The organism is Psychroserpens mesophilus, assembly GCF_050617655.1.
Taxonomy (GTDB): Bacteria; Bacteroidota; Bacteroidia; order Flavobacteriales; family Flavobacteriaceae; genus Psychroserpens; species Psychroserpens mesophilus_A.
Genome location: NZ_JBODQC010000001.1, coordinates 189,417 through 213,834, shown reverse-complemented (window position 1 = coordinate 213,834; position 24,418 = coordinate 189,417). Strand labels below are relative to the sequence as shown.

At 33.1% G+C, this 24,418-nt stretch carries 23 protein-coding genes; 13 read left to right on the top strand and 10 right to left on the bottom strand.

Annotated elements, in window-relative coordinates; all coding sequences use genetic code 11:
* Positions 1–3: 3 nt before the first annotated feature.
* From ACRHNM_RS00895 to ACRHNM_RS00880, 4 genes are all read left to right on the top strand, one after another.
* Positions 4–804: a universal stress protein gene (locus ACRHNM_RS00895; RefSeq protein WP_431132713.1), complete on the top strand. Its 801-nt coding sequence runs from the start codon at positions 4–6 to the stop codon at positions 802–804.
* Between the two features lie 34 nt (positions 805–838).
* Positions 839–1,468 carry a carbonic anhydrase family protein gene (locus ACRHNM_RS00890; RefSeq protein ID WP_431132711.1) on the top strand — a complete coding sequence of 210 codons (630 nt, stop codon included), beginning with the start codon at positions 839–841 and terminating at the stop codon, positions 1,466–1,468.
* A 186-nt stretch (positions 1,469–1,654) separates the two neighbouring features.
* Complete coding sequence (locus ACRHNM_RS00885) at positions 1,655–3,517, top strand: SulP family inorganic anion transporter (RefSeq protein ID WP_431132709.1); 1,863 nt, start codon at positions 1,655–1,657, stop codon at positions 3,515–3,517.
* A 29-nt stretch (positions 3,518–3,546) separates the two neighbouring features.
* Positions 3,547–4,173, top strand: coding sequence for a carbonic anhydrase (locus ACRHNM_RS00880; RefSeq protein WP_431132707.1), 627 nt, complete (start codon positions 3,547–3,549; stop codon positions 4,171–4,173).
* Between the two features lie 46 nt (positions 4,174–4,219).
* On the opposite strand, the gene ACRHNM_RS00875 is transcribed toward ACRHNM_RS00880, so the two are convergent.
* On the bottom strand, positions 4,220–4,744 hold the full coding sequence (locus ACRHNM_RS00875; protein ID WP_431132705.1) for a CvpA family protein: 525 nt from the start codon (positions 4,742–4,744) through the stop codon (positions 4,220–4,222).
* Positions 4,745–4,874: 130 nt separating this feature from the next.
* On the opposite strand from ACRHNM_RS00875, the gene ACRHNM_RS00870 reads away from it, so the two are divergent.
* Together ACRHNM_RS00870 and pheS are read left to right on the top strand one after the other, a co-directional pair.
* Positions 4,875–5,231, top strand: a complete 357-nt coding sequence (locus tag ACRHNM_RS00870; protein WP_431132703.1) for a hypothetical protein — start codon at positions 4,875–4,877, stop codon at positions 5,229–5,231.
* Between the two features lie 130 nt (positions 5,232–5,361).
* Positions 5,362–6,381 (top strand): phenylalanine--tRNA ligase subunit alpha, encoded by a 1,020-nt coding sequence (gene pheS, locus ACRHNM_RS00865; RefSeq protein ID WP_431132702.1) that lies wholly within the window; start codon positions 5,362–5,364, stop codon positions 6,379–6,381.
* Positions 6,382–6,423: 42 nt separating this feature from the next.
* Here pheS and ACRHNM_RS00860 read toward each other — a convergent pair whose 3' ends face one another.
* Positions 6,424–8,781 carry an alpha/beta fold hydrolase gene (locus ACRHNM_RS00860; protein WP_431132700.1) on the bottom strand — a complete coding sequence of 786 codons (2,358 nt, stop codon included), beginning with the start codon at positions 8,779–8,781 and terminating at the stop codon, positions 6,424–6,426.
* A gap of 74 nt (positions 8,782–8,855) precedes the next feature.
* Here ACRHNM_RS00860 and ACRHNM_RS00855 point away from each other — a divergent pair, with 74 nt between their 5' ends.
* On the top strand, positions 8,856–9,251 hold the full coding sequence (locus tag ACRHNM_RS00855) for a hypothetical protein (protein WP_431132698.1): 396 nt from the start codon (positions 8,856–8,858) through the stop codon (positions 9,249–9,251).
* Between the two features lie 103 nt (positions 9,252–9,354).
* Here the strand turns inward: ACRHNM_RS00855 and ACRHNM_RS00850 are convergent, their stop codons facing one another.
* The gene (locus ACRHNM_RS00850; protein WP_431132696.1) at positions 9,355–10,356 is read right to left on the bottom strand and encodes an NAD(P)H-dependent glycerol-3-phosphate dehydrogenase; all 1,002 of its coding nucleotides are present in this window, start codon (positions 10,354–10,356) and stop codon (positions 9,355–9,357) included.
* Between the two features lie 228 nt (positions 10,357–10,584).
* Here ACRHNM_RS00850 and ACRHNM_RS00845 point away from each other — a divergent pair, with 228 nt between their 5' ends.
* Together ACRHNM_RS00845 and lysM are read left to right on the top strand one after the other, a co-directional pair.
* The gene (locus ACRHNM_RS00845; RefSeq protein ID WP_431132694.1) at positions 10,585–11,535 is read left to right on the top strand and encodes a nicotinic acid mononucleotide adenyltransferase; all 951 of its coding nucleotides are present in this window, start codon (positions 10,585–10,587) and stop codon (positions 11,533–11,535) included.
* A 171-nt stretch (positions 11,536–11,706) separates the two neighbouring features.
* Positions 11,707–12,216: a peptidoglycan-binding protein LysM gene (gene lysM / locus ACRHNM_RS00840; RefSeq protein WP_431132692.1), complete on the top strand. Its 510-nt coding sequence runs from the start codon at positions 11,707–11,709 to the stop codon at positions 12,214–12,216.
* 203 nt (positions 12,217–12,419) lie between these two features.
* Here lysM and ACRHNM_RS00835 read toward each other — a convergent pair whose 3' ends face one another.
* Together ACRHNM_RS00835 and mfd are read right to left on the bottom strand one after the other, a co-directional pair.
* Positions 12,420–13,730 carry a TlpA family protein disulfide reductase gene (locus ACRHNM_RS00835; protein WP_431132690.1) on the bottom strand — a complete coding sequence of 437 codons (1,311 nt, stop codon included), beginning with the start codon at positions 13,728–13,730 and terminating at the stop codon, positions 12,420–12,422.
* 75 nt (positions 13,731–13,805) lie between these two features.
* On the bottom strand, positions 13,806–17,117 hold the full coding sequence (mfd, locus tag ACRHNM_RS00830; protein ID WP_431133993.1) for a transcription-repair coupling factor: 3,312 nt from the start codon (positions 17,115–17,117) through the stop codon (positions 13,806–13,808).
* Positions 17,118–17,239: 122 nt separating this feature from the next.
* Between mfd and ACRHNM_RS00825 the strand changes: the two genes are divergently transcribed.
* A complete protein-coding gene (locus ACRHNM_RS00825) occupies positions 17,240–17,671 on the top strand; it encodes a TerB family tellurite resistance protein (RefSeq protein WP_431132688.1) in 432 nt (143 codons plus the stop codon).
* A gap of 55 nt (positions 17,672–17,726) precedes the next feature.
* Here ACRHNM_RS00825 and fbp read toward each other — a convergent pair whose 3' ends face one another.
* Positions 17,727–18,731, bottom strand: a complete 1,005-nt coding sequence (fbp, locus tag ACRHNM_RS00820; protein WP_431132686.1) for a class 1 fructose-bisphosphatase — start codon at positions 18,729–18,731, stop codon at positions 17,727–17,729.
* 121 nt (positions 18,732–18,852) lie between these two features.
* On the opposite strand from fbp, the gene ACRHNM_RS00815 reads away from it, so the two are divergent.
* The 3 genes from ACRHNM_RS00815 to ACRHNM_RS00805 are packed head-to-tail and all read left to right on the top strand — an operon-like array spanning position 18,853 to position 22,444.
* On the top strand, positions 18,853–19,332 hold the full coding sequence (locus ACRHNM_RS00815; protein WP_431132684.1) for a GNAT family N-acetyltransferase: 480 nt from the start codon (positions 18,853–18,855) through the stop codon (positions 19,330–19,332).
* A 1-nt stretch (position 19,333) separates the two neighbouring features.
* Complete coding sequence (locus tag ACRHNM_RS00810) at positions 19,334–20,584, top strand: aspartate kinase (RefSeq protein ID WP_431132682.1); 1,251 nt, start codon at positions 19,334–19,336, stop codon at positions 20,582–20,584.
* Between the two features lie 21 nt (positions 20,585–20,605).
* A complete protein-coding gene (locus ACRHNM_RS00805) occupies positions 20,606–22,444 on the top strand; it encodes a GNAT family N-acyltransferase (RefSeq protein WP_431132680.1) in 1,839 nt (612 codons plus the stop codon).
* A 98-nt stretch (positions 22,445–22,542) separates the two neighbouring features.
* Here ACRHNM_RS00805 and ACRHNM_RS00800 read toward each other — a convergent pair whose 3' ends face one another.
* The 4 genes from ACRHNM_RS00800 to ACRHNM_RS00785 all read right to left on the bottom strand — a co-directional run bounded on the left by ACRHNM_RS00800 (position 22,543) and on the right by ACRHNM_RS00785 (position 24,418).
* Positions 22,543–22,974 (bottom strand): NINE protein, encoded by a 432-nt coding sequence (locus tag ACRHNM_RS00800; RefSeq protein WP_431132678.1) that lies wholly within the window; start codon positions 22,972–22,974, stop codon positions 22,543–22,545.
* Between the two features lie 79 nt (positions 22,975–23,053).
* Positions 23,054–23,440 (bottom strand): VOC family protein, encoded by a 387-nt coding sequence (locus tag ACRHNM_RS00795; RefSeq protein ID WP_431132676.1) that lies wholly within the window; start codon positions 23,438–23,440, stop codon positions 23,054–23,056.
* Between the two features lies 1 nt (position 23,441).
* On the bottom strand, positions 23,442–23,900 hold the full coding sequence (locus ACRHNM_RS00790; RefSeq protein WP_431132675.1) for a DUF1801 domain-containing protein: 459 nt from the start codon (positions 23,898–23,900) through the stop codon (positions 23,442–23,444).
* An 11-nt stretch (positions 23,901–23,911) separates the two neighbouring features.
* Positions 23,912–24,418, bottom strand: coding sequence for a DUF4199 domain-containing protein (locus ACRHNM_RS00785; RefSeq protein WP_431132673.1), 507 nt, complete (start codon positions 24,416–24,418; stop codon positions 23,912–23,914).

Sequence of the window (24,418 nt, the reverse complement as noted above, 5' to 3'; positions counted from 1 at the left end):
ACTATGAAAGATCATACCTATAAAATATTAGTACTTTCAGATTTGAAAAAAACAACAGGTGCTATTTTAAAAAGTAGTGTGAGTTTAGCAAAGATGATTGACGCAGAAATAGCAGTATTTCATGTTAAAAATCACACTGAAATTGTAGATAGAGAGAATCAATTATCTGCAATTAGAACCCTGAATGAAGAACATAATAATACCAAAAAAGAAATTGAAGCATTGGTGAAAACAATTTCTAAAGATTACGATGTGACAATCCAAGGTAGTTATTCATTTGGAAAAGTGAAAGAAGAAATTCGTAATCAAATCGAACTTTATAATCCAGATATTATAGTTTTAGGACAGCGGAATTCAAATCCTCTTCAGCTTATAGGAGATAGTATAACACGATTTATCTTAAAAGAGTTTAAAGGAAGTATAATGATTTCAGGACATAAAAATGGTTTAATACCAGATGAAAAAATGACTTTGGGGATTTTTAATGGTTCTGATAAAATCTTTAACACGACATTTTCTAAAGATTTAATAACACATTCCAATACACCTTTAAAATCTTTCAAAATTGTTAGCAGTCAAGAAGAAATCATAAAAACAACAGCTCAACATAAAGAACAAGTCGTAGAGTATGTTTTTGAACAAAATGCTAATACGATGACAACACTTTCTTCCTATTTATTAAAAAATAATATTAACTTATTATGCGTAGATAGGAATGATGCCACAACAAAAAACACAATGAATATACCATTAAAAGAAGTGGTTAGCAAGTTGAACATTTCGTTATTAGTTTCAAAAGCCTAATAAAATAATTTTAATAAAACGTAAAACATAAGATATGAAAGCACACACGAGAGAAACACAAGCAACAATGACACCTCAAAAGTCATTACAATATTTAAAGGAAGGAAACGTAAGGTTCCAAAACAATTTAAAAGCAAACAGAAATTTGTTAGAACAAGTTAATGATACTAGTGAAGGACAGTTTCCTTTTGCAACTATTTTAAGCTGTATTGATTCTAGAGTATCAGCAGAATTGGTTTTTGACCAAGGATTAGGAGATATTTTTAGCGTTCGTATCGCAGGAAATTTTGTAAATGAAGACATTTTAGGGAGTATGGAATTTGCATCTAAACTGGCCGGAACAAAACTAATTGTGGTTTTAGGCCATACAAGTTGTGGTGCAGTTAAAGGTGCTTGTGATCACGCAGAAATGGGTAACCTAACAAAATTAATTCAAAAAATAGCACCAGCTGTAAATGCCGTAACTGAACCTAAAGATGAAAGCCTAAGAAACTCTAAAAATCTAGATTTTGTGGATGAAGTCTCTAAGAAAAATGTAGAATTGACTATTGACAGAATTCACGCAGAAAGCCCAATACTTTCAGAAATGGAAAAAAATAATGAAATCAAAATTATAGGCGCTATGTACGATGTAAACTCTGGTGTTGTTGATTTTTTTGAATAAAACATAATCAAATAAATACTATATTTAAAAAGCATTGTTAACAGCAATGCTTTTTAAGATTATAATTTACATTGTATCTTAATAATAGAGCATATTCTTGTAATTGTTAATTAAAGGTTATAAGTTAAGCAGGAACTTTATTTTAACATAAAAAGTCTTATTTTCATTATAAACTAAATTAAACATATGAAAAATTTATTTTCTAATATAAAAGGGGATGCTTTTGGAGGAATCACAGCTGGAATTGTTGCTTTGCCATTAGCCTTGGCGTTTGGTGTGTCGTCTGGTCTTGGTCCAAGTGCTGGATTATATGGCGCGATTTTTATAAGTTTCTTTGCTGCATTGTTTGGAGGTACACCAACTCAAATTTCTGGTCCTACAGCACCAATGACTGCTGTAAGCATGATTGTAATTGCAGGTATTATAGCTGCAAATGATGGTGATATAGACAAGGCTTTGCCTGCAATTCTTACCGTTTTTTTATTAGCAGGTTTAATGCAAATTGGGCTAGGAGCTATAGGTTTAGGAAAATACATAAGGTATATTCCATATCCAGTAGTTTCCGGATTTATGACAGCTATTGGACTAATTATCATTATCACTCAAATTTTACCTTCATTAGGATATTACCCAAAAGAAGATACGGTGTTTGTTGAACAATTTAAACCTCAAGCTGAGGAAGTTATTTTAGAAAATATATTGAAAGAAGAAGCAGGTGAAGGGATTTTAGTACTTGAAAATTTTAAAGAAACGATAAGACGCTCTAATGAAATCTCCCAAGATAACATATTAAAGGAGTCTCAAACACTTGCAGCAAAAGAAGCTTCTGGAGCCTTTGGTGCTTTAAAAGTTATACCTAGAGCCATAAAAAATATTAATTGGTTAGAAGTACTTCTTGCCTCAGGGACTATAATCATTGTTTTTGGGTTTAAACGAATCACAAAAAAAATACCAAGCTCATTAGTTGCACTAATTGTTATGTCTGGTATTGCTGTGGGCTTTGGGTTAAATTATAGACCTATCGAAGAAATCCCAACAGGAATCCCAATGCCAAGATTAGAAATGTTTTCTAATTTTAGTCTTGGAAGCGTCACACCTTATATTTTTACAGCTCTAACATTAGCATTGCTTGGAGCCATAGATTCCTTATTAACTAGTGTTGTAGCCGATAATATGACCAAAACAAAACACAAGCCTAATAAAGAATTAGTAGGTCAAGGTATTGGTAACAGTATTGCTGCAGTCTTTGGTGGGCTTCCTGGAGCAGGAGCTACCATTAGAACGGTTGTGAATATTAATGCAGGAGGTAAAACAAAACTCTCTGGAATGATTGCTGGTATTATGCTTTTAATTATTTTATTAGGCTTAGGACCAATTGCCTCTAAAATTCCTGCTGCAGTTTTAGCAGGAATATTAATTACTGTTGGCATTGGAGTAATGGACTACAAAGGTCTAAAAGCTATACCAAGTTTGCCAAAAGATATTAAGTTAGGTCCAATTAAATTAAGTTCAGAAGTGTTAATCATGATGACCGTTTTACTCCTATCTACATTTTGGGATTTAATCTATGCTGTAGGTATTGGTTTAGTGATTGCTTCTTTAATGTTTATGAAGAAAATTGGAGATATTACAGCAGAACGATCAGACGTTAAATCACTAAAAGAAGAAGCCTGGGATGACGAAGGTAGTTTCCCTTCAAATTTAAAAGAAGAAGTGTTTATCAAGCACTTAAAAGGACCACTGTTTTTTGGTTCGACTAGCGATTTTCAAGCATTAACACTTCAAATTCCTCCAACCGCAACAACTGTAATTCTACGATTAGGACGTATGCAATATATGGATCAATCGGGTTTATATGCTATGGAAGACATGCTTCTGGAATTACAAAAATATAAAATCAATGTTCTGTTTGTAGGATTACTAAAACAACCTCGATATATGATGGAACGTATTGATATTATTCCAGATCTCATACCTAATGAACATATTTTTAAAGATTTTAAAACATGTTTGAAGTGGGTTAAAGACAATGTAAAAGATAAATACTAATAAAATTCATAGGGTTTAAAATTAAAATTATGAATATAGAAAATGTATTTGAAAATAATAAAAAATGGATCAAAGCTAAATTAGCTGTTGATTTCAATTATTTTGAGAATCTGGGAAAAGGTCAGACACCCGAATTATTATACATAGGTTGTTCAGATAGTAGAGTAACTGCTGAAGATTTAATGGGACTTGGTCCTGGAGATGTTTTTGTTCACAGAAATATAGCAAACATGGTTATAGGTACAGATTTAAATGCTATGTCTGTAGTTGATTACGCTGTAACACACTTAAAAGTTAATCATGTTGTGGTGTGTGGACATTATGCTTGTGGAGGCGTAAAAGCGGCAATGCAGTCAGCAGACTTAGGAGTGCTTAATGGTTGGTTGCGCAATATTAGAGATGTGTATAGAATCCATCGTGACGAACTTAATGCTATTAACGATGAAGATAAAAAATATGATCGTTTAGTCGAACTCAATGTTCAAGAACAATGTGTTAATTTAATCAAAACGGCTGCGGTACAAAAAGCATATAGAGATAGAGGTTTAAAAGTGCATGGTTGGGTTTTCGATGTTCATACAGGAAAACTCATCGATTTGAAAATAGATTTTGAAAAATATCTAACAGATATCATGGAAATTTATCACTTAGATTAAGAATTTATGACCTGAGAAGTTTTTAAAACCTTGTAAATCTTTAGTGTTAAATAGCTTCCTCATTAGAAGTGGTAGCTGAGTCTTCTTTTCCTTTATTTAAAATACTTGGAAATAACATTGGTGCCAACCCTTTAACAGGCTCATATAATACAGAATCTTTCAAGCCTTTCTCATCTGCAAACGGAATACTATCATTCATCGTATTAAAAACAATCAATAATACACTTAAAATCAAACCAATTTTTAAAACGCCAAAAACACCACCTAGAAGCTTGTTTAAAATACCTAAGGCAGCAAAGTTTGCTAATTTGGTGAGTGCTTTACCAGCGAGAGCAATAACTAAAACGATAATCACAAACGTAATTGCAAAAGCTACAATATTGATGTATTTTTCATCCCAATCTAATTTGCTGTTTAAGAATTCTGCAGCAAAATCACTAAAATGGATGGCACCATAAACACCAGCAATCAAAGCTACCAGAGATGCAACTTCAACAAAAAGCCCTTTTATAAAACCTCTTACGAGTCCGAAAAGTAAAGCTGAACCTAGAATGATATCAATTAAAGCCATCGTGTTTCAATTTTGACAAACGTACATAAATTTTCTCATTTTAAACTAATAACGCTTTACAAGAGCTTATAGTTTACTAACTTTGCAAATTGGAATTTAAAACGTTTCAATTGAAGGAAAAGGAAATACTATGGCAAGAGACGAACAATTAAAAGAACGATGGGATTTGGTAGTAAAAAAATTATCAACTCAATTTTCAGATGGAGACCTGTTAGATTTAGACGCTATTATATATTTAATTGGAGTTCAGGAATTAGGACAGTTTGATCGTAAATTCAAAAAAGACCATAAAATTGATTTGATGCATATTGCCATCTGCAAATTATTATCTCCTTATGGCTATTATGAATTCGATTTTGTAGACGAAGATGGTTGGCCACATTACAAAGTTAAAGCCCAATTACCTACTTTAAAAGCAGGCGAGCAAAGTGTTTTAATGAAAGATGCTATCGTTAACTATTTTGTAGAGACAAAGTTTATTGATTAAGTTTTGGGCGTTACCACAAGGGTCGCGCTTTTCAATACAATCTTTTGCTAAAAAGCAAAAGGATTTCCATTACAATCGCTAACGCAAATCTCGATAAAATTCATAAATTTGCCATTCATTTTTAGTAGTCATGATAGATAAGATAAAAGAACTCATAGCAGAAGCCGAAGCTTTTAAAGCACAATCTAAAGAAGAGGTTGAGGCATTTCGTATCAAGTATTTGGGTAAAAAAGGATTGCTTAACGACTATTTTGCTGAGTTTAAAAATGTAGCTAACGAACAAAAGAAAGAGTTTGGACAAACCATCAATCAGCTTAAAAAAACAGCTGAAGAAAAGGTAAATACTTTAAAAGAAGAACTCGAAAGTAAAGAGGAAACAGCTGGCATTTATGGTGATTTATCTCGTCCAGGTGAGCCAATTGAAATTGGTGCGCGCCATCCAATTTCTATTGTAAAAAACCAAATTATAGATATCTTTTCCCGTATCGGATTTAATGTGAGTGAAGGTCCAGAAATCGAAGATGATTGGCATAATTTTACAGCTTTAAATTTGCCAGAATATCATCCAGCTCGCGACATGCAGGATACGTTTTTCATTCAAACAAATCCTGATGTGTTGTTACGTACACATACCAGTTCTGTGCAGGTTCGTTATATGGAAAACAACAAGCCACCTATAAGAACCATATCACCTGGTCGCGTGTTTCGTAATGAAGCAATTTCAGCACGTTCACACTGCTTTTTTCATCAGGTAGAAGGCTTATACATAGATAAAGATGTGAGTTTTGCCGATTTAAAACAAACTCTCCAATACTTCACAACCGAAATGTTTGGGAAATCTAAAATTCGCTTACGTCCTTCCTACTTTCCATTTACCGAACCAAGTGCTGAGGTAGATGTGTATTGGGGTTTAGAGACCGAAACAGATTATAAAATGACCAAAGGAACAGGTTGGTTAGAAATAATGGGTTGCGGTATGGTAGATCCAAATGTTTTAGAAAATTGTGGTATTGATTCTAAAGAATATTCAGGTTTCGCATTCGGAATGGGAATTGACCGTATTGCTTTACTGCTTCACCAGATTAGCGATATTCGCTTATTAAGTGAAAACGATGTACGGTTCTTAGAGCAGTTTAAATCTGCTTTATAAACCTAAAAAAAGGCGCTATTGTAATAACGCCTTTGTTGTTTGTTAGTTTAGAGTTTCTTGAAACAATTTAAAAATTCTTCGGTATTCGTCAGACCAGCTTGAAGCTTCGACAAAGCCATGACCTTCTAATGGAAAAACGGCTAATTCCCAATTTTCTTTTTTTAATTCTATCAAACGTTGTGAAAGTCGAACCACATCTTGAAAATGGACGTTTGTATCAATCATTCCGTGGAGCATCAGTAAATGACCTTTTAGACCTTCAGCAAAATAAATCGGAGAACTACGTTGATATGCTTTTGGGTCTTCAACAGGTGTGTTTAAAATAGGAGAGGTATAACCATGATTGTAATGCGCCCAATCTGTAACCGAGCGTAATGCAGCACCACTTTTAAAGGTGTCTGGTGAAGTAAACATAGCCATTAGCGTAATAAATCCACCATAAGAGCCACCATAAATTCCTAATCTGTCTTTATCTATATTATGATTTTCAACCAAATATTGAGCACCATCGACTTGGTCATCTAAATCTTGCCCTCCCATATGACGATAGATGGCTGTTCGCCAATCACGACCGTAACCTTCACTGGCTCTAAAATCTATCGCTAAAACGGTATAGCCATTATCAGCTAGAAAGTTATGAAACATGTATTCTCTGTAGTAATCTGGCCACCATTGATGAACATTTTGTTTATAACCTGCGCCATGAACAAATATAATAGCAGCATTATTTTTTTTGTCTGGATTTGGTTTATATAAGGTTGCCGGAACTTGTACACCATCTCTTGCAGTAAAATTAATAATCTCTGAATCTGTCCAATTGTAGGCTTTAAAAGCTTCAGTTGTCGACTCAGTCAATTGTGTCATTTCTGCTCCTGCTTTGTTTGGCATCACATACAACTCCCAAGGTTTATTAGAATAGGAGTACCTTACAGCCAAATGTTTTTCATCTGGTGAAACAGTAACTTCATGACCACCAGTTTTAGACGTTATTTGCTTCATTGTTCCGCCTTTAGATGGTAAGTGATAAAAATGATGTTGATGTGGACTTACTTTATTACTGGTAATGAAGAATGTTTTGTTGTCTTTAGATAAGTTCACACCTAAAATTTCAAAATCACCTTGAGTTAATGCTTTAATTTTTCCGTTATTTATGTTAGCACTGTATAAATGCGCGTAACCCGTTTTTTCAGATTTAAACCATATATTGTTTTGGTCGATCCAACCCATTTCAGGACGGGAAAACCAGCCAATTCCTGGTCCGCCAATCCAGGCATCGTCATGCTGTCTGTCTATTAAATTCAAACTACCATCAGATAGATCAATCATCATAATCCAACGGTCTTTATGGTCTATGGAGGTGATGTTTATTATCGCTTTTCCATCTTCAGAAAAAATAGGATTGCCTATTTCAACTTCTCTTGGGTTTTCGTAGGTGTCTTGATACTCTGAAGCATTTTCAGCATAATCTTTTAAATATGCTGGTTTATCTTTAATGCCTTCAATAGTATCTGTTTTAATCTGATAGTGTTTACCTGTTTCCAGGTTTAAAACCCATGACTCATATGTGTATTGATCATCTCCCACTTTTGGTCGTGCATTTAAGTCATTGGTATAACCGCTTTCTGTCACATAATCGGGAACGATTGTGTTTTTGTCATTAGGAGCCTTATAGAGTCGGTAAATAACATATTTTAAATCTGGAGAAATTTGTATTCCAAATAGGTTTTTATCACCTAAATAAACAGGTTCTGGACGATCAAATTGAATTTGTTCTTGTCTGTAGGATTGAGCATCATTAGAATTTTTACGTTTTTCCAGAATGTTAAAATATTGTAATTGATCATCTTCGAGCCATTGGTCTTGTGCATCAAGTTTAGATTCAGATTTTTTGTTGCCCGATTTAAAATCAGTGAGCTGTTTTAAAGTACCTTCTGAAATATGCCATTGAAATAAATTACTATCCTGCTGAAATATTATAGATTTTTCATCTCCTGAGAACTGTGGATTAGATTCTCGCTTATTCGTATGTGTGAGACGTTTAATCTCAGAGCTATTAGTGTTCAGTAAAAATAAATCTCCATTTTTTTCATATACTTTTTGTGTGTGATCTTTTGAATATACACCAGAAGCAGTCTTTGCTTTCAAATCTTCAAAGGATAATTTTTCGATAGTTTTGGTGTTGATATTGACCCGATATGTTGAACGAATGGTATCATTATCTGGATTCCAGCTAAAATAAATGGTTTTACTCGTATCTGACCATTGAATATCTGTAGGTAAATAACCGACAAAATCTTCGCCTTGCATGATTTGGTCTATAGTAAGTTGAGATTGGTTTTCAGTTTGAGCAATAACCAAACTGAAGCTGAAAAGCGAAAAAAATAAAAAAAGATGTTTCATGAATTAAAGGGATCGTATTTAAAAAATTATTTTTGCTTCGAAATTAAAGTATTTCGAAGTAAACACGAAATGAGATGAGAAAAGATATTGAAATTCCTAAAGTAGAAGATGTTTTTGTGACAGTAGTTAAAGAACAGCACCCAGAATATAAAACCGAAGATTGGAACGCTTATATCATCAATAATAAAGATGTTGATCTGGAAACCGTTTTAATTGTGTCAAAAGGCTATTCTGAAGAGAAAATTACACCAGTAATGCGTCATACCATTAAGTTATTGCCCGCAAGAAGCTATGCTAAGATAGAATTTATGCAAAATGATGTTTTAAAGCTCAATAATGAGTTTAAGGTCACCTTTTTTGAGGGTAATCAGATGTTGGATAAAACGTATTTGTTTAGAAAAAACACCATCAATACAAAAGCCCTTCAAACCGTTCCTTTGATGCAGTTAAAAGGTATTTTGGTTAAGTAGTAGAATATGTCAATATGAGGAACGTGATGATACGGTAATCTTTTTAGATCATTATGATGTTGCTACAGGTAACATAAAAATTAACGTCTTAATAACCCTTAAATCAATCTAATTTATCAGTTAGTTTTTTAAACACTTTTTTAGGATCTTTATTCTCATATAAAATCTCATAAACAGCATTAATTATAGGTAATTGCGTTTTTTTCTTGTTTTTAATATTAAGTTCGTGCGCACTTTTTGTAGCATAATACCCTTCGGCAACCATACTCATTTCCATTTGAGCTGATTTTACAGTATAGCCTTTACCAATCATGTTGCCAAACATACGATTACGGGAAAATGTAGAATAACCAGTCACCAATAAATCACCTAAATAAGCCGAATTATTAATGTTTCGTTTCATCTTGTGCATTTTTTTGATAAAACGCTTCATTTCACGAATGGCATTACTCATCAATACGCTTTGAAAATTATCACCATAACCTAATCCGTGAGCGATACCAGCAGCAATAGCATAAATATTTTTCAGCATGACCGCGTATTCAGTGCCAATAATATCATCGCTAATTTTGGTTTTGATGTAATCACTCGATAATACATCAGCAATGGATTGTGCTTTTTTAGCATCTGCGCAGGAAATCGTTAAATACGATAATCGCTCTAATGCCACTTCTTCAGCGTGACAAGGTCCTGCAATCACTGCAATGTTTTCGAATGGAATGTTATAGATGTCATGAAAATGCTCTCCAACTAATAATCCTGACTGAGGCATTATGCCTTTTACCGCAGAGACAATTGTTTTTTCAGAAATATCTACAGTTAATTTTTCTAATTCAGAATGTATAAAAGCTGAGGGTATTACAAAAATTAAAACGTCTGCCCAATCAGCTATTTCATTAATGTCATTACTTAATTTAAGTTGTTCAATTTTAAACTCTACAGAACTTAAATAACTTGGATTATGCTGTTCTTTTAGTAAATGCTCCTTAGTATACACGCTTCGCATGTACCAACCAACTTGGTCTAAATTTTCACAAAGCATCTTTACAATTGCTGTTGCCCAACTTCCTGCTCCAAAAACCGCATATTTTAAAGGTTGACTCATAAATATATCCTCAAATTTTAGTTATTCAAAAATAATGAAAATATTACTTTATTCAGTGTTATAATAACAGTCACATGAAGTTTGGTAGAAATGCATTCTGAAAACTAATTTCAATGTTCTGAATCATACCTTATTTGAGAATCGTAATTATTAACAATTAGCACATCATTTAATTTTGGCACGTGTTTTGGATTATACACAATAGTAACCCAAAAAAAACTAAAGATTATGAAGACCATAAAACTATTTTTCGGTTTTGCTTTATCAACATTGCTTTTAACGTCTTGTTATACTGAAGAAGTGATTGTTAATGATTTTGACAATCAATCAGCTATTTCTTTAAATCAGCTATTGGGTAGTTATGAATTATGGTATGTTGATATCAATCAAACCTTAGGTCCTGGTGAAACACCTTTCCTTCAAATTGCATTTACAGTGTCGTTTAGAAACGGAGTTGTTTACGCAAATAATAATCTGGTTGGTTTTGGAAATCAAGGTAACGGATTTGGGGTTGATGTAGGTACTTACGATGCATACAATATGATTCTAGACATCTATCATGACATTGACGGTTACGAAACCTTTGATGTCTATCAAATAGATAATAATACCATCGAATTGTATAACCCATTTAACGATACTTCATATTTTTTAAATGGATACCAGAGACAAAATTTTGATTATGATTATGTCTTTTACGATAACATTCATTATTTCCTGCAGGAATATGAAGCATGGGAAAAAACATATACCAGTGAAATGGGAGTTTTAAATGAATTTGATAGTGAAAACTATTTACAGTTTTTAGCAGGAGGCAATGACTCTGAATTTAGAAGCTCTCAAGATGTAAACATCGGAAATCCATATAACATTTACTGGGATTATTCAGGAGTTTATGGTGTTGGAAATATGAGTAATAATATGTACTTAAAAACATTAACATTAGATTATGATTTTTTCGACAATGAATTCTTTGAATTGAGCGTTATAAATGACCAAAGAATCCAACTGTATCATCCAACATCTGATACTATATATGAATTTACAGGAAGAGGATACATACAGTTTTTACGTGAGACTGATGCCCAAGGCAGAAACTTAAAAGGCACAAATGAACTTAAAAAAAGGAAGCAGAAAACTGCTAAAAAAGATAACCCAAGGGTAAATACAAGGAGCTAAATTTTGGTTGGTTATTTAGTTTCTAAAAACGTCCACCTCATTTATTTGAGTTGGGCGTTTTCTTCTATAGTGACTTTTTAAAATATAAGGTGTCTAAAGGCATAGATGTCATAGATATTTTTTATCTTCAACCTAAACAAGAAATTATTAACACTAAAACTAAAATATAGTATGGGATTATTTTCATTTATCAAAGATGCAGGTGCAAAAGTTTTCGGAATTGGAAAAACAAGCGCTGAAGAGGCTGCCGAAGCAAAAGCAGCAGCAAATGCAAAAGCAGCAGCTGACGAATTAAGAATTGAGGAAGCAGCAGCACGAAATTTGGAAGAAACAATCAACGATTTACAATTACAAGTTGAAAATTTAAAGGTGTTTGTAGATGATGATATGGCTAGAATCTCTGGAATGGCTTATGACCAAGCAACACGAGAGAAAGTTATCTTAGTGGTTGGGAATACATCTGGAATAGCAACAGTTGATGACCAAATGACAGTTGAACACACAGAGCCTGAAGCACAATTTCACACTGTTGTGAGTGGTGATACTTTAGGTAAAATAGCAAAAAAATATTACGGCAACGCAATGAAATATCCTGTAATTTTTGAAGCTAATAAGCCAATGCTGAAAGATCCTGATAAGATTTATCCAGGTCAGGTATTACGTATTCCTCATATGGATTAAACAATATTAAATCATAAAAAAGCGTAACTTAATGTTGCGCTTTTTTTGTCATTTCGAGTTTGTCGAGAAATCTATATTAATTTAAGTAAAAAGTTTTTGTATTTAAGATTCCTCCACTTCGGTCGTATTGATAAACTCACAATATTTTGAAATGCACATCATTTTGAGTGTAGTCAAGAAATCTATAGTTATCTGAGACATAACTACTTCAAAACATCTTCTAAAGCTTCATAATCATAAGGTTTAGCTGTAATAATCTTGTCTGCATTTAATAGCACATAAGTTGGTGTTGCGGTAACGCCATAAGCATTTGCTATTGGATTATTCCATTTACCTAAACCTAGCACATGTATAAAATCTGTATACTCAGTAATGGATTGTTCCCAGACCTCTGACTCCTCTTCAAGTCCAATAGCAATGACTTGTATATTCGGTTTTGAAGCGAGCATCTTTTTTACTTTTGGTAATTCATCAAAACAATGTCCGCAAGTACTGCTCCAAAAAATCACTAAGTATTGCTCAGCAAGATTTAAATCATGAAGCGTAGTGGTTGCTGGTGTTCCATTTTTGGTAATCGCTATGTCAAAATTTTGAGCTTTATCACCAATTTGATTGTTTTGATAAGTTTTAAGTTCTTCAATTAAACTTAAATAATTACCTTCTTTGCTAAGAGCCATCAAATAGGTGTCAGAAATATAGTTTGCCAATTCTTGATTATCCATAACTCTAAAACGACTCCAAACCATTTCCAGGAGCATTGTTTTCGTATCGAGATCAACATCACTAATCTTATTTACCACGTGATCTACATCTCGTTTGTAGGTTTCGTTAGAAGTATTTTCACTCATTCCGAAGATATAAGCTAATACACGATCAATTAAAAAATCAGAACTTTGTAGTAAGGCATTATTAAAATCAACATTAGATAAAAACGTACGTTTCAGGTTTGAAGAGTAGGTTGTTATATCTTCGTAAGACTCAGGGATATAAGGTGTATTTGCTTTAATAAATATAGAAGCCATAGTGCCTTTTGAGGCGTCTTCAAACGCAAGTTGTGTGTTTTTCAGGGTTTTAAAAATGTCTTGAAATGCCTTTTTATCTGTACTTTCTTGAGTGTAATAATTGCTAATGGTTCTGTTTACCATTTCCATGCTATTGGTATAAGATGACCACAATTTATTCTCATTACTATCTGTAAATTCTAAACCTTTATCTGAGCTAAAAATCAGGGAAACACTTTCTTTACCGTTATAAATGAGGTTGAAATTATTGTCTTCAGGAGGAAGCGCATAAACAATTTTATATATGCCTGCAGTTGCTGAAGCATCTAAGGGAATTGTAAAATTGCCTTCATCATCAATTTTGGCTCTGTCTATGTAATCAGAACTGGTAGGTGTTGCCTGATATAAAAACGCATAGGTGTATTCTGAACTCGGTGTAAATGTACCATTGATACTATGTTGCGAGAACAGGCTCAATGGAATAAAAAACAAGGTAAAATATAAATATTTCATGAGTTTGATTTAATAATTGTTGTTTATGTATTCGGCTTCAAATATTGAGCCACTAAATAATAATAGTACTCATTTTTAGTTAACAATAGATTCTAAAACAGCTAAAGCTTGCTTAACCGATTTAATGTGTTCAAAGGTTAAGAGCAAACGCAGACCATTTCTGGTTTGTTTTTCTTTCATTTTACAGTCTTTAGGTCTTGTTTGAACATATTGTAACACTTTTGTAAAGTTATTACTTTGATAAAATGCACTTTGTTGATCGTTTATAAAATAACCAACAAAACGCCCTTTTTTCATGATGATTTTTTCTAAGCCTATTTTTGTTGCTATCCATTTCACACGAACACTATTGAATAAATCAACAACCTGAACTGGTAATTCTCCAAAGCGATCTATAATTTCCGTTTCAAAGGTTTTGAGTTCTTCTTCGGTTTTAAGTGTGTTGAGTTTCGTGTACAAATTCAGGCGTTCAGTGATGTTATTAACATAATCATCTGGAAATAACAATTCAAAATCAGTATCAATAGTAATGTCTTTAACGTAGTCTTTCTCTTTTCCGTCGTCTTGATACAAGTCTTTAAACTCATTTTCTTTGAGTTCCTCAATGGCTTCATTTAATATTTTCTGATAGGTATCAAAACCAATATCGTTTATAAATCCGCTTTGTTCGCCACCTAATAAATCACCTGCACCACGAATTTCCAGATCTTTCATGGCAATGTTGAAACCGCTTCCAAGCTCTGTAAACTGTTCTAAAGCCGTAATACGTTTTCTAGCATCAGTTGTCATTGCTGAATATTCAGGCGTGATGAAATAACAAAAAGCTTTTTTATTACTTCGACCCACACGACCACGCATTTGGTGTAAATCGCTTAATCCGAAATTATTCGCATTATTAATAAAAATCGTATTCGCATTTGGAACATCTAAACCACTTTCTACAATGGTTGTGCTGACTAAAACATCAAATTCACCATTCATAAATGCCAGCATCAATTGTTCTAGCTTTTTACCATCAAGTTGTCCATGACCAATTCCAATTTTTGCATCAGGAACCAAACGCTGAATCATACCAGCAACTTCTTTAATGTTTTCAATTCGATTATGAATAAAGAAAATTTGTCCACCACGTTGAATCTCATAAGTAACCGCATCTCTTATGGTTTCTTCGTTGAAACGAATGACATGACTTTCAATAGGATAACGGTTTGGAGGAGCAGTTGTAATCACAGATAAATCACGAGCAGCCATTAAACTAAACTGAAGCGTTCTCGGAATTGGCGTTGCCGTAAGTGTCAAGACATCTACATTATCTTTGAGTGTTTTGAGTTTTTCTTTTACAGCCACACCAAACTTTTGTTCCTCATCAACAATCAGCAATCCTAAATCTTTAAATGTTACATTTTTATTAACTAGTTGATGGGTTCCAATAATAATATCAACATGTCCTTTTTCTAGTTTCTCTAATGTTTCTCGTTTTTCTTTAGCAGTTCTAAAACGATTCAAATAATCTACAGTAACCGGAAAATCTTTAAGACGTTCGGTTATCGTTTTATGATGTTGATAAGCAAGAATTGTTGTAGGTACTAAGATAGCGACTTGCTTTCCGTTATCAACGGCTTTAAAAGCAGCTCGAATAGCCACTTCAGTTTTGCCAAACCCGACATCACCACAAACAAGACGATCCATTGGACGCTCACTTTCCATATCTGCTTTTATGTCTGCTGTAGATGTGATTTGATCTGGTGTATCTTCATAAATAAATGATGCCTCTAATTCATGTTGGAGATAGCTGTCAGGCTTGTATTGATAGCCCTTTTCGAGTTTGCGTTTTGCATAGACTTTAATAAGGTTGAATGCAATTTCCTTAACACGAGATTTTGTTTTTTGCTTAAGCGTTTTCCAAGCCTTACTTCCAAGCTTATATACTTTTGGTGGCTTCCCATCTTTACCATTAAACTTAGTGATTTTATGAAGAGAATGAATGCTTAAATACAACACATCACGTTCACCATACACCAATTTGATAGCTTCTTGTTTTTTGCCTTCAACATCAATTTTTTGGAGTCCGCCAAATTTCCCAATCCCATGATCAATATGGGTCACATAATCTCCAATATCTAAATTGGTGAGTTCTTTAAGTGTAATGGCTTGTTTTTTGGCGTAGCCGTTTTTAAGATGGAATTTATGATAACGCTCAAAAATTTGATGATCTGTATAACAAGTGATTTTTTGATCGTGATCTATAAACCCTTGATATAAAGATAAAACTATGGTTTTATAATGTACATCTTGTTCGACATCTTCAAAAATATCATGAAATCGTTTAGCTTGTTGCTCACTTACACAAGCGATGTAATTTGTATAACCTTTATCATGATGATTGTTTAAGTCTTCAATCAATAAGTTGAATTGTTTATTAAAAGAAGGTTGAGGTGTGGTATTAAATGGTATGTGTTCTTCGGAATAAACACTTGTAGTTCCAAACTCAACCAATCTAAAATCAAGAAGTTGGTGTTTTAGTAATTTTGAATTACAGAACAATTCTTCAGGCTCTAAATGTTTTAATTCAGAAGACAAGGTTTTGAAAGTGTCTTCTGCTTTTGCGAAGAATTCATCAATTCTTGAGAAAAGAAAGTCTGTGTTTTTTGAAAATACCACTGTTTTTTGCGCAATGTATTTTAGGAAACTCTGTCTGCTTTCCTCTAAAAATTTATTGGCGACATTAGGTATGATGCCTATTTTTTTAATTTGCTCAGTTGAGAGTTGTGTTTCAACATCAAATGTTCTGATGCTATCCACTTCATCACCAAAAAACTCAATACGATAGGGTTCGTCATGAGAAAAAGAGAAGACATCTACAATACCACCACGAACTGAAAACTCACCTGGTTCGGTTACAAAATCGACTCGTTTAAATTTATATTCAAACAAGACTTCATTAACAAAATCAAGAGATAATTCATCACCAACTGAAATTTTTAAAGTGTTTTTTTCAAGTTCGCGACGCGTTACTACTTTTTCGAACAAAGCATCAGGATAAGTAACGATGATTGCAGGCTTTTTTCGAGAATTGATACGGTTTAAAACTTCTGCTCTTAATAATACATTAGCATTATCTGTTTCTTCAATTTGATATGGTCTTCGGTAGCTGCCAGGATAAAAAAGGACATCCTTATCATTGAGTAGGACTTCTAAATCGTTCAGGTAAAAAGCCGCCTCTTCTTTGTCATTAAAGATGAGTAAAAATGGTAATTCAGAAGCTGTAAAAGCTTCACTAATCACAATAGACAATGAGGATCCAACTAACCCTTTTAAGTGTAATTTTACTTCATTTTGAGCAATAGCAGTCTGTAGATTTTGCATTTGCAAAGCCTGTGCATACATTTGCGAGAGAATGGTTTTACTCAAGACATTATATTTTATGCAAATATAAAATATTTGTGCTTTAGCATATTGTTAAAATGTATTAATAAAACTATCTTTGTGCCACATAAAAATTAAAATATATGTCATTTTCAGAATTATTCGAAAGCGGATTTAAAAAACGTAATGAAGATCATTTTGCAGCCATAGTAAGAGTTGCAATGAGCGATGGTGTTATAACTGATGCTGAAAGAGCTTTTTTAGATCGTTTAGCAACACGTTTAGACATTACAGAAACCGATTATAAAGAGATACTTAAGGATTACCAGAGCCATCCAATAAATGCACCACATTCTTACGATAATCGTTTGGAGCGTTTATATGATTTAGTACGAATGGTTTGGGCAGATGATATTGAAGGACCAAATCAACATTGGTTATTAGAAAAACTTTGTGTTGGTTTAGGATTTCATACTCAAAATGTAAAGTATATAGCAGATAAAGCTTTGGCTCTTGCTTATGAAAAAGTAGATGCTGATACGTTTATTGAAGAAATGAAGAACATGAATAAGTAATACAATTGCTCATTTATTAATAATTTAAAAGCAATCTATTTTTAGGTTGCTTTTTTTATGCATTACGCATAAATTCTTCAGCTTTTTCTACCATGTTTTTACTGCCACAAATAAAAGGGACGCGTTGGTGTAATTCAGTGGGTTGGATGTCCATAATTCTTGTAAACCCATCGCTAGCTTTACCTTCGGCTTGTTCAGCTAAAAAAGCCATAGGATTACATTCATAAAGTAAACGTAATTTACCATTGGAATTTTGAGAGCTTTTTGGATACATGTAAATACCACCTTTAATCATGTTTCTATGAAAATCTGAAACCAAAGAACCGATATATCGGCTCGTATATGGTCTGTCTCCTTCTTCTTGTTGGCAGTATTTAATATAGTTTTTTATGCCTTGTGGAAAGTGAATGTAATTGCCTTCATTTACAGAATATATTTTTCCGTTCTCTGGAAATTTCATGTTAGGATGTGATAAATAAAATGTCCCAATTGCTGGGTTTAACGTAAATCCGTTTACACCATCTCCTGTTGTATAAACAAGCATTGTTGAGGTTCCATATACCACATATCCAGCTGCCACTTGCTGATTTCCTTTTTGAAGAAAGTCGTCAATAGTAACAGGAGTTCCAACTGGAGTTACCCGTCTAAAGATTGAAAAAATAGTTCCTACAGACACGTTCACATCGATATTTGAAGAACCATCTAAAGGATCAATTAAAACGACATACTTATTCTGGTGGTTTTCATCCTGACTATTTATACAAATAAAATCATCCTCTTCCTCGCTGGCTATGCCACAAACAATGTTTCGTTTAGTCATGGTTTGAATGAACTTGTCATTAGCATAAACGTCCAGTTTTTGTTGGTCTTCACCTTGAATATTAGTGTCTCCTGCAGCACCAATAATATCAACTAATCCAGCTTTATTTACTTCATGATTAACAACTTTGGCTGCTAATCGGATTGAGTTTATAAGCCTAGATAATTCTCCTGAAGTATATTTAAAAGACGACTGGTTTTCGATGATAAACTCACCAAGAGTTTGATTCTTTTGAGACATTTATTCTGAATGATTAGTTTCTACAAATATCGTATTTTTTAATAAACTAGAACGTTTTCGTTATGTTTTAATGTTTTATTAAACTTAACTTTTAAACTATCTTTACCTAAATTAATATAGAATGAAATTTAGCATTAGAGAGGCTGTTAAAAATGACATGTCAAGAGTTTTCGAACTAATCACAGAGTTGGCTATTTTTGAGAAAGCACCTGATGCTGTTAAAATAACCGTTGAAGACTTAGAACATTTCGGGTTTGGGAATGATCCAAAATTTCATTGTTTTGTAGCTGAAATTGATGGTAAAATTGAAGGGATAGCGCTTGTGTATACTCGTTTTTCAACATGGATAGGAGACGTGTTGCACCTTGAAGATTTGATTGTGAGCCAACTTAAAAGAGGTCATGGTTTAGGAACAGCACTTTTAGATACCGTTGTTAAATATGCTGATGAATTAGGTGTTAAGCGTGTAAGTTGGGAAGTGTTGGATTGGAATGAATCTGCGATTACATTTTATCATAAAAAAGGAGCTAATGTTATGAGAGATTGGAATGTTGTACAATTAAACGAAGTGGGAATTAAAAATTATTTATCAAACATATAGTATGCAAGTATTCAAATTTGGAGGTGCTTCAGTAAAAGATGCTAATGGTGTAAAAAATTTGGCTTCTGTTTTAAAACAAGTTGGTTTTAAACACACACTAGTTGTTGTTTCAGCAATGGGAAAAACAACCAATGCACTAGAAATTGTTGTCAAGAATTATTTTGAAAAGAAAAGTGAATTACAAAGCTCTATCCAAGATGTAAAAAAATATCACAACGAAATTCTCTTAGACCTTTTTGAAAATACGCAGCATTCAGTTTTTAAAAAAGTGAGTTTTATTTTTGATGAATTAGACCATTTCTTAAATCGCAATAAATCGCCAGATTATAACTTTGTATATGATCAAATTATCGGTTATGGTGAGCTAACGTCTACGACAATTATTAGTGAGTACTTAAATGATCTTGGCATTCACAATAATTGGATTGATGTTCGTAACTTTATAAAAACAGACAATTATTACAGAAGAGCAAACGTCAATTGGGAAGAAACACAAACAGCTATAAAAGAACATTTTGATAAAAATTTATTAAACATTACTCAAGGATTTTTAGGTAGTGATGCTAATAATTTTACAACGACTTTAGGAAGAGAAGGAAGTGATTACACGGCCGCAATTTTTGCCTATTGTTTAAACGCTCAAAGTGTGACGATATGGAAAGATGTGCCAGGTGTCTTAAATGCAGATCCACGTTATTTTAAAAATCCACAACTTCTTCAAAGCATCTCTTACAGAGAGGCCATTGAACTAGCGTTTTATGGAGCCTCAGTCATTCACCCAAAAACATTACAGCCTTTGCAACAAAAGGAAATTCCGTTATTTGTAAAATCATTCTTAAATCCTAAAGATAAGGGAACAAAAGTTGCTAAAGGTGTTGGAATCACACCACATATTCCATGTTATATCGTGAAAAAAAACCAGGTTTTAGTGTCACTTTCGTCTTTAGATTTTAGTTATATCGTAGAAGAGAATATTAGTGAAATTTTCAAGTTATTACACTATTACAAGATGAAGGTTGACGTGATTCAAAATTCTGCGATTAGTTTTTCAGTGTGTTTCGAGAACACTTATAATAATCTTGAGCAATTGCTTCAGCATTTAAAAGCAAAATTTAAAGTAACATGTCACGAAAATGTGAGTCTTTATACTGTAAGACATTATAATGAACAAGCAATAGTGTCTGTAGAAAAAGGTAAAACTCTGTTATTAAAACAGTTAACACAAGAAACAATTCAAATCGTAACTAAGTAACAATTTAGTACTTTTACAGACATGACCAAACCACCAGATATAGGATTAGTTACCGCAAAAGAAGTTGCCAAAGCCATTAAAGTAGACAAGTATGGTTTTATTGGAACTTTTATTGGTTGGATATTGATGAAACTTCTTAAAATATCTACACTTAACAGAATTTATAAGCGTAATAAACATTTGAGCGACGGAGCTTTTTTGGATGCTATTTTAGACGATTTCCAAATTAGATTTGAAATCCCAGAAGAAGATTTAAAACGTTTACCCAAAGAAGGTGCTTATATTACAGTTTCTAATCATCCTTTAGGAGGAATTGATGGGATTCTATTATTAAAATTAATGATAGAACAACGTAAAGATTTTAAAATTATCGCTAATTTTTTGTTGCATAGAATTGAGCCGCTAAAACCGTATATCATGCCAGTGAATCCTTTTGAAGATCGAAAGGATGTGAGGTCTAGTGTTGCAGGTTTTAAAAATTCATTGCTACATTTAAGGGAAGGTCATCCTCTAGGTATTTTTCCTGCAGGAGAAGTGTCAACTTACAGAGACGGAAAGCTTGTCGTAGACAGGCCATGGGAAGAAGCTGCAATCAAACTTATAAATAAAGCAGAAGTACCAGTGGTTCCCATTTATTTTCATGCTAAAAACAGCAAACTGTTTTATAAACTCTCAAAAATCAGTGACACGTTCCGAACCGCAAAATTACCATCAGAACTTTTGACTCAGAAACACAGAGTCATTAAGGTTAGAATAGGAAGATCGATTTCAGTAAGCGATCAAAAAGAACACACGACACTTGCTAGTTTTTCAGAATTTTTAAGACGTAAAACCTATATTTTGTCTAATGCTTTTGAAGATAAGCCCAAAATATTAGACAACCTTTCTAACACATTAAAGAATCCTCCAAAACCTCCAAAGCGAATTGTAGGAGGTGTGAGTCAGGACAAAATGATTTCTGAAGTTGAAGCACTGCGCAAAGGAGATTTTAGATTGCTTGAAAGTAAGAACTATGAAGTGTATTTATGTAGCGCAAATCACATACCTAATATTTTACATGAAATTGGACGGTTACGGGAAATTACGTTTAGAGCGATTGGAGAAGGTACAAATGAAGCTATAGATCTCGACAGTTTTGATACCTATTACCATCATATGTTTTTATGGGACACAGATACAAATCAATTAGCAGGAGCTTACAGAATGGGATTAGGTTCTCAGATTTTTGCTAAATATGGTATTGACGGATTTTATCTTCAGGACTTATTTCGATTTGAGCCAGAATTATATAAAATGATGAGCCAGTCTATCGAAATGGGACGTGCTTTTATAATTAAAGATTACCAACAAAAACCAATGCCTTTATTTTTACTTTGGAAAGGTATTGTGCATACAACTTTACGTTATCCGGAACATAAATACCTTATTGGTGGTGTGAGTATCAGTAACCAGTTTTCAAACTTCTCAAAATCGCTGATGATTGAATTTATGAAGTCGCATTATTACGATCCATATGTTGCACAATATGTGCATCCTAAAAAGGAATTTAAAGTCAAGCTTAAAGACGCAGATAAAGATTTTGTGTTTGATGAAACCGAAGCAGATTTGAATAAGTTTGATAAAATCATTGATGAGGTCGAACCTGGAGCTTTGCGTTTACCTGTGTTATTAAAGAAATACATCAAGCAGAATGCACGCTTGGTGGCTTTTAATGTGGATCCTTTATTCAATAATTCGGTAGATGGATTGATGTATATTAAAATTGCAGATTTACCTGAAAGTACTGTTAAGCCTGTTATGGAAGAATTTCAAGCGGAGTTAGAACGTAAGTTTTCAAATGGTGGAAATGATGAAGTATAAGCATTTTTAAATAATAAAACGATATTATAAGTTTTGATTAAAATCAAAAAAAGCCAGAATTATTATTCTGGCTTTTTTTATACGTTATATGCTCTATATTAGAACCAAGGCTTTCTACCGATTTGATATGTGTTATAAAACTCCTCGTCAGATTTAGTTAGGTAGATAATCCCTTCAATTAATCCGATAATTCCCGAGATTGCTGATGTGATTCCACATGTTAAGAACCCTAAAATCCCTAGCACTAACAGAATTATTCCTTCTTTATTGTAGCCTAAGATGAATTTATGAATCCCAAGCCATCCTAATAAAATACCTAAGATTCCAGCTAATAGCTTTTTGTTGTCACCAGAGGTTCTATTAAAAGTTTCTTTTGCACTATCTGAGAATTCCTTAGCAGAGTTCTTTGCCTCTCCAGCAAATTCATTTGCTTTTTCTTTGGCTTCATCCGCTGCTTTCTTAGCACCTTCTTTTGCGTCACCTAACATATCGTTAAGATCGTCGCTTAAATTTTTGTTGTCGTCAGACATAGTTTTGTGATATTTAATTGGTTAGGATATAAATTTAATAAATTTGTTCAAATTATTAGTCTATAAGTGACACCAAATGTTACATAAAGGCTTTGTCTATAGGTTCCCACAATTCAATTTTATTACCATCATTGTCAAGAATCCAACCAAATTTACCATAATCGTATTCTTCAATATCTCCAACAACAGTAACACCTTCCTCTTTTAAAACTTTAATTAATTCGTGTAAGTTTTCAACGCGATAATTGAACATAAAGTCTTTTTTTGAAGGTTCATAATATTTAGTGTCTTCTGGAAACGGGCTCCATTGCGTAGAACAATCGTTACCTTGTTTGTCTTTCCACCAAAAGGTACAACCATAATCGTCTGTATCAAAACCTAAATGTTTTTTATACCAGTCTTTTGATGCTTTAGGATCTTTACTTTTAAAAAATAAGCCACCTATTCCTGTTACTCTTTTTTTCATTTTATGTTTTCTTTAATGCAGTTTCATATACTTCAATCCATTCGTTAGGAGTTAATTTTTTACAAAGTTCGGCAATCAAATCAAAAGGGATTTCATCTACTTTTTTAAACCGAATACAACTTTTTCCCATATCAAGTTTGCGTTTACAATGCTTTGGGTATTCATTTACAAACCAATCATGAATTTTTGGAATGGCATAAATGCCACTATGATAAAGGTTTACCGAATTTTTTTGTGAGGCAAAACTCATAAAGGGCAATGGTGTTTTAGGGTCACAATGGTAACCATCTGGATATGTCGAATGTGGAACATAGTATCCAATCATACCATATTGAATGCCTTCTTCAAAACCTTTTGGTAAATTAGCATTGATGACTTTTCGGAGTTTTTTGAGAGCCTCTTGACGTTCTTCCGGAACTTGGTTAATATAGTCTTCTGGAGACGTAGCTTTATATTGCATAAGTATGGTCTTTATTTACGTTGAAGAATTAATGCAGAAATTAAAGATATGATAAATCCTATAATTAGTACAGTAGAAAACATGATAAATGCTAAAAACTCTGAACTTCCATAATTGTTCATATAAGTTATTAATTCTTTCTTTTTAGATTCCAGTTCTTTACCTGAAACAGTCGTTTCTAAATTAGAGATGGAGGTTTCTAAAAATTCCTGTGAGAAATTTGGGTTAATAACTTTGGTGTAAATGTAATCAGCTATTCCTATCCCTAACCCGACTAAAACAGATATTAAAACACCTATAAGTAAGGCTTTTCCAAAAGTTACAAGTCCGTTGTTGACATTATCACGATAATGCTTAATTCCAAAGAACACAAATGATAATGATGCTACCATTGTGGCATAACCAATAATTTCCTGTGACGAATAGTTTAGTTCTTTCCCAAAGACTAAAGCCACTAGGAAAAGAAGAATTGCTATTATAAAACCGTAAAGACCGTATTTAAGAACTGTTTGTTTCAT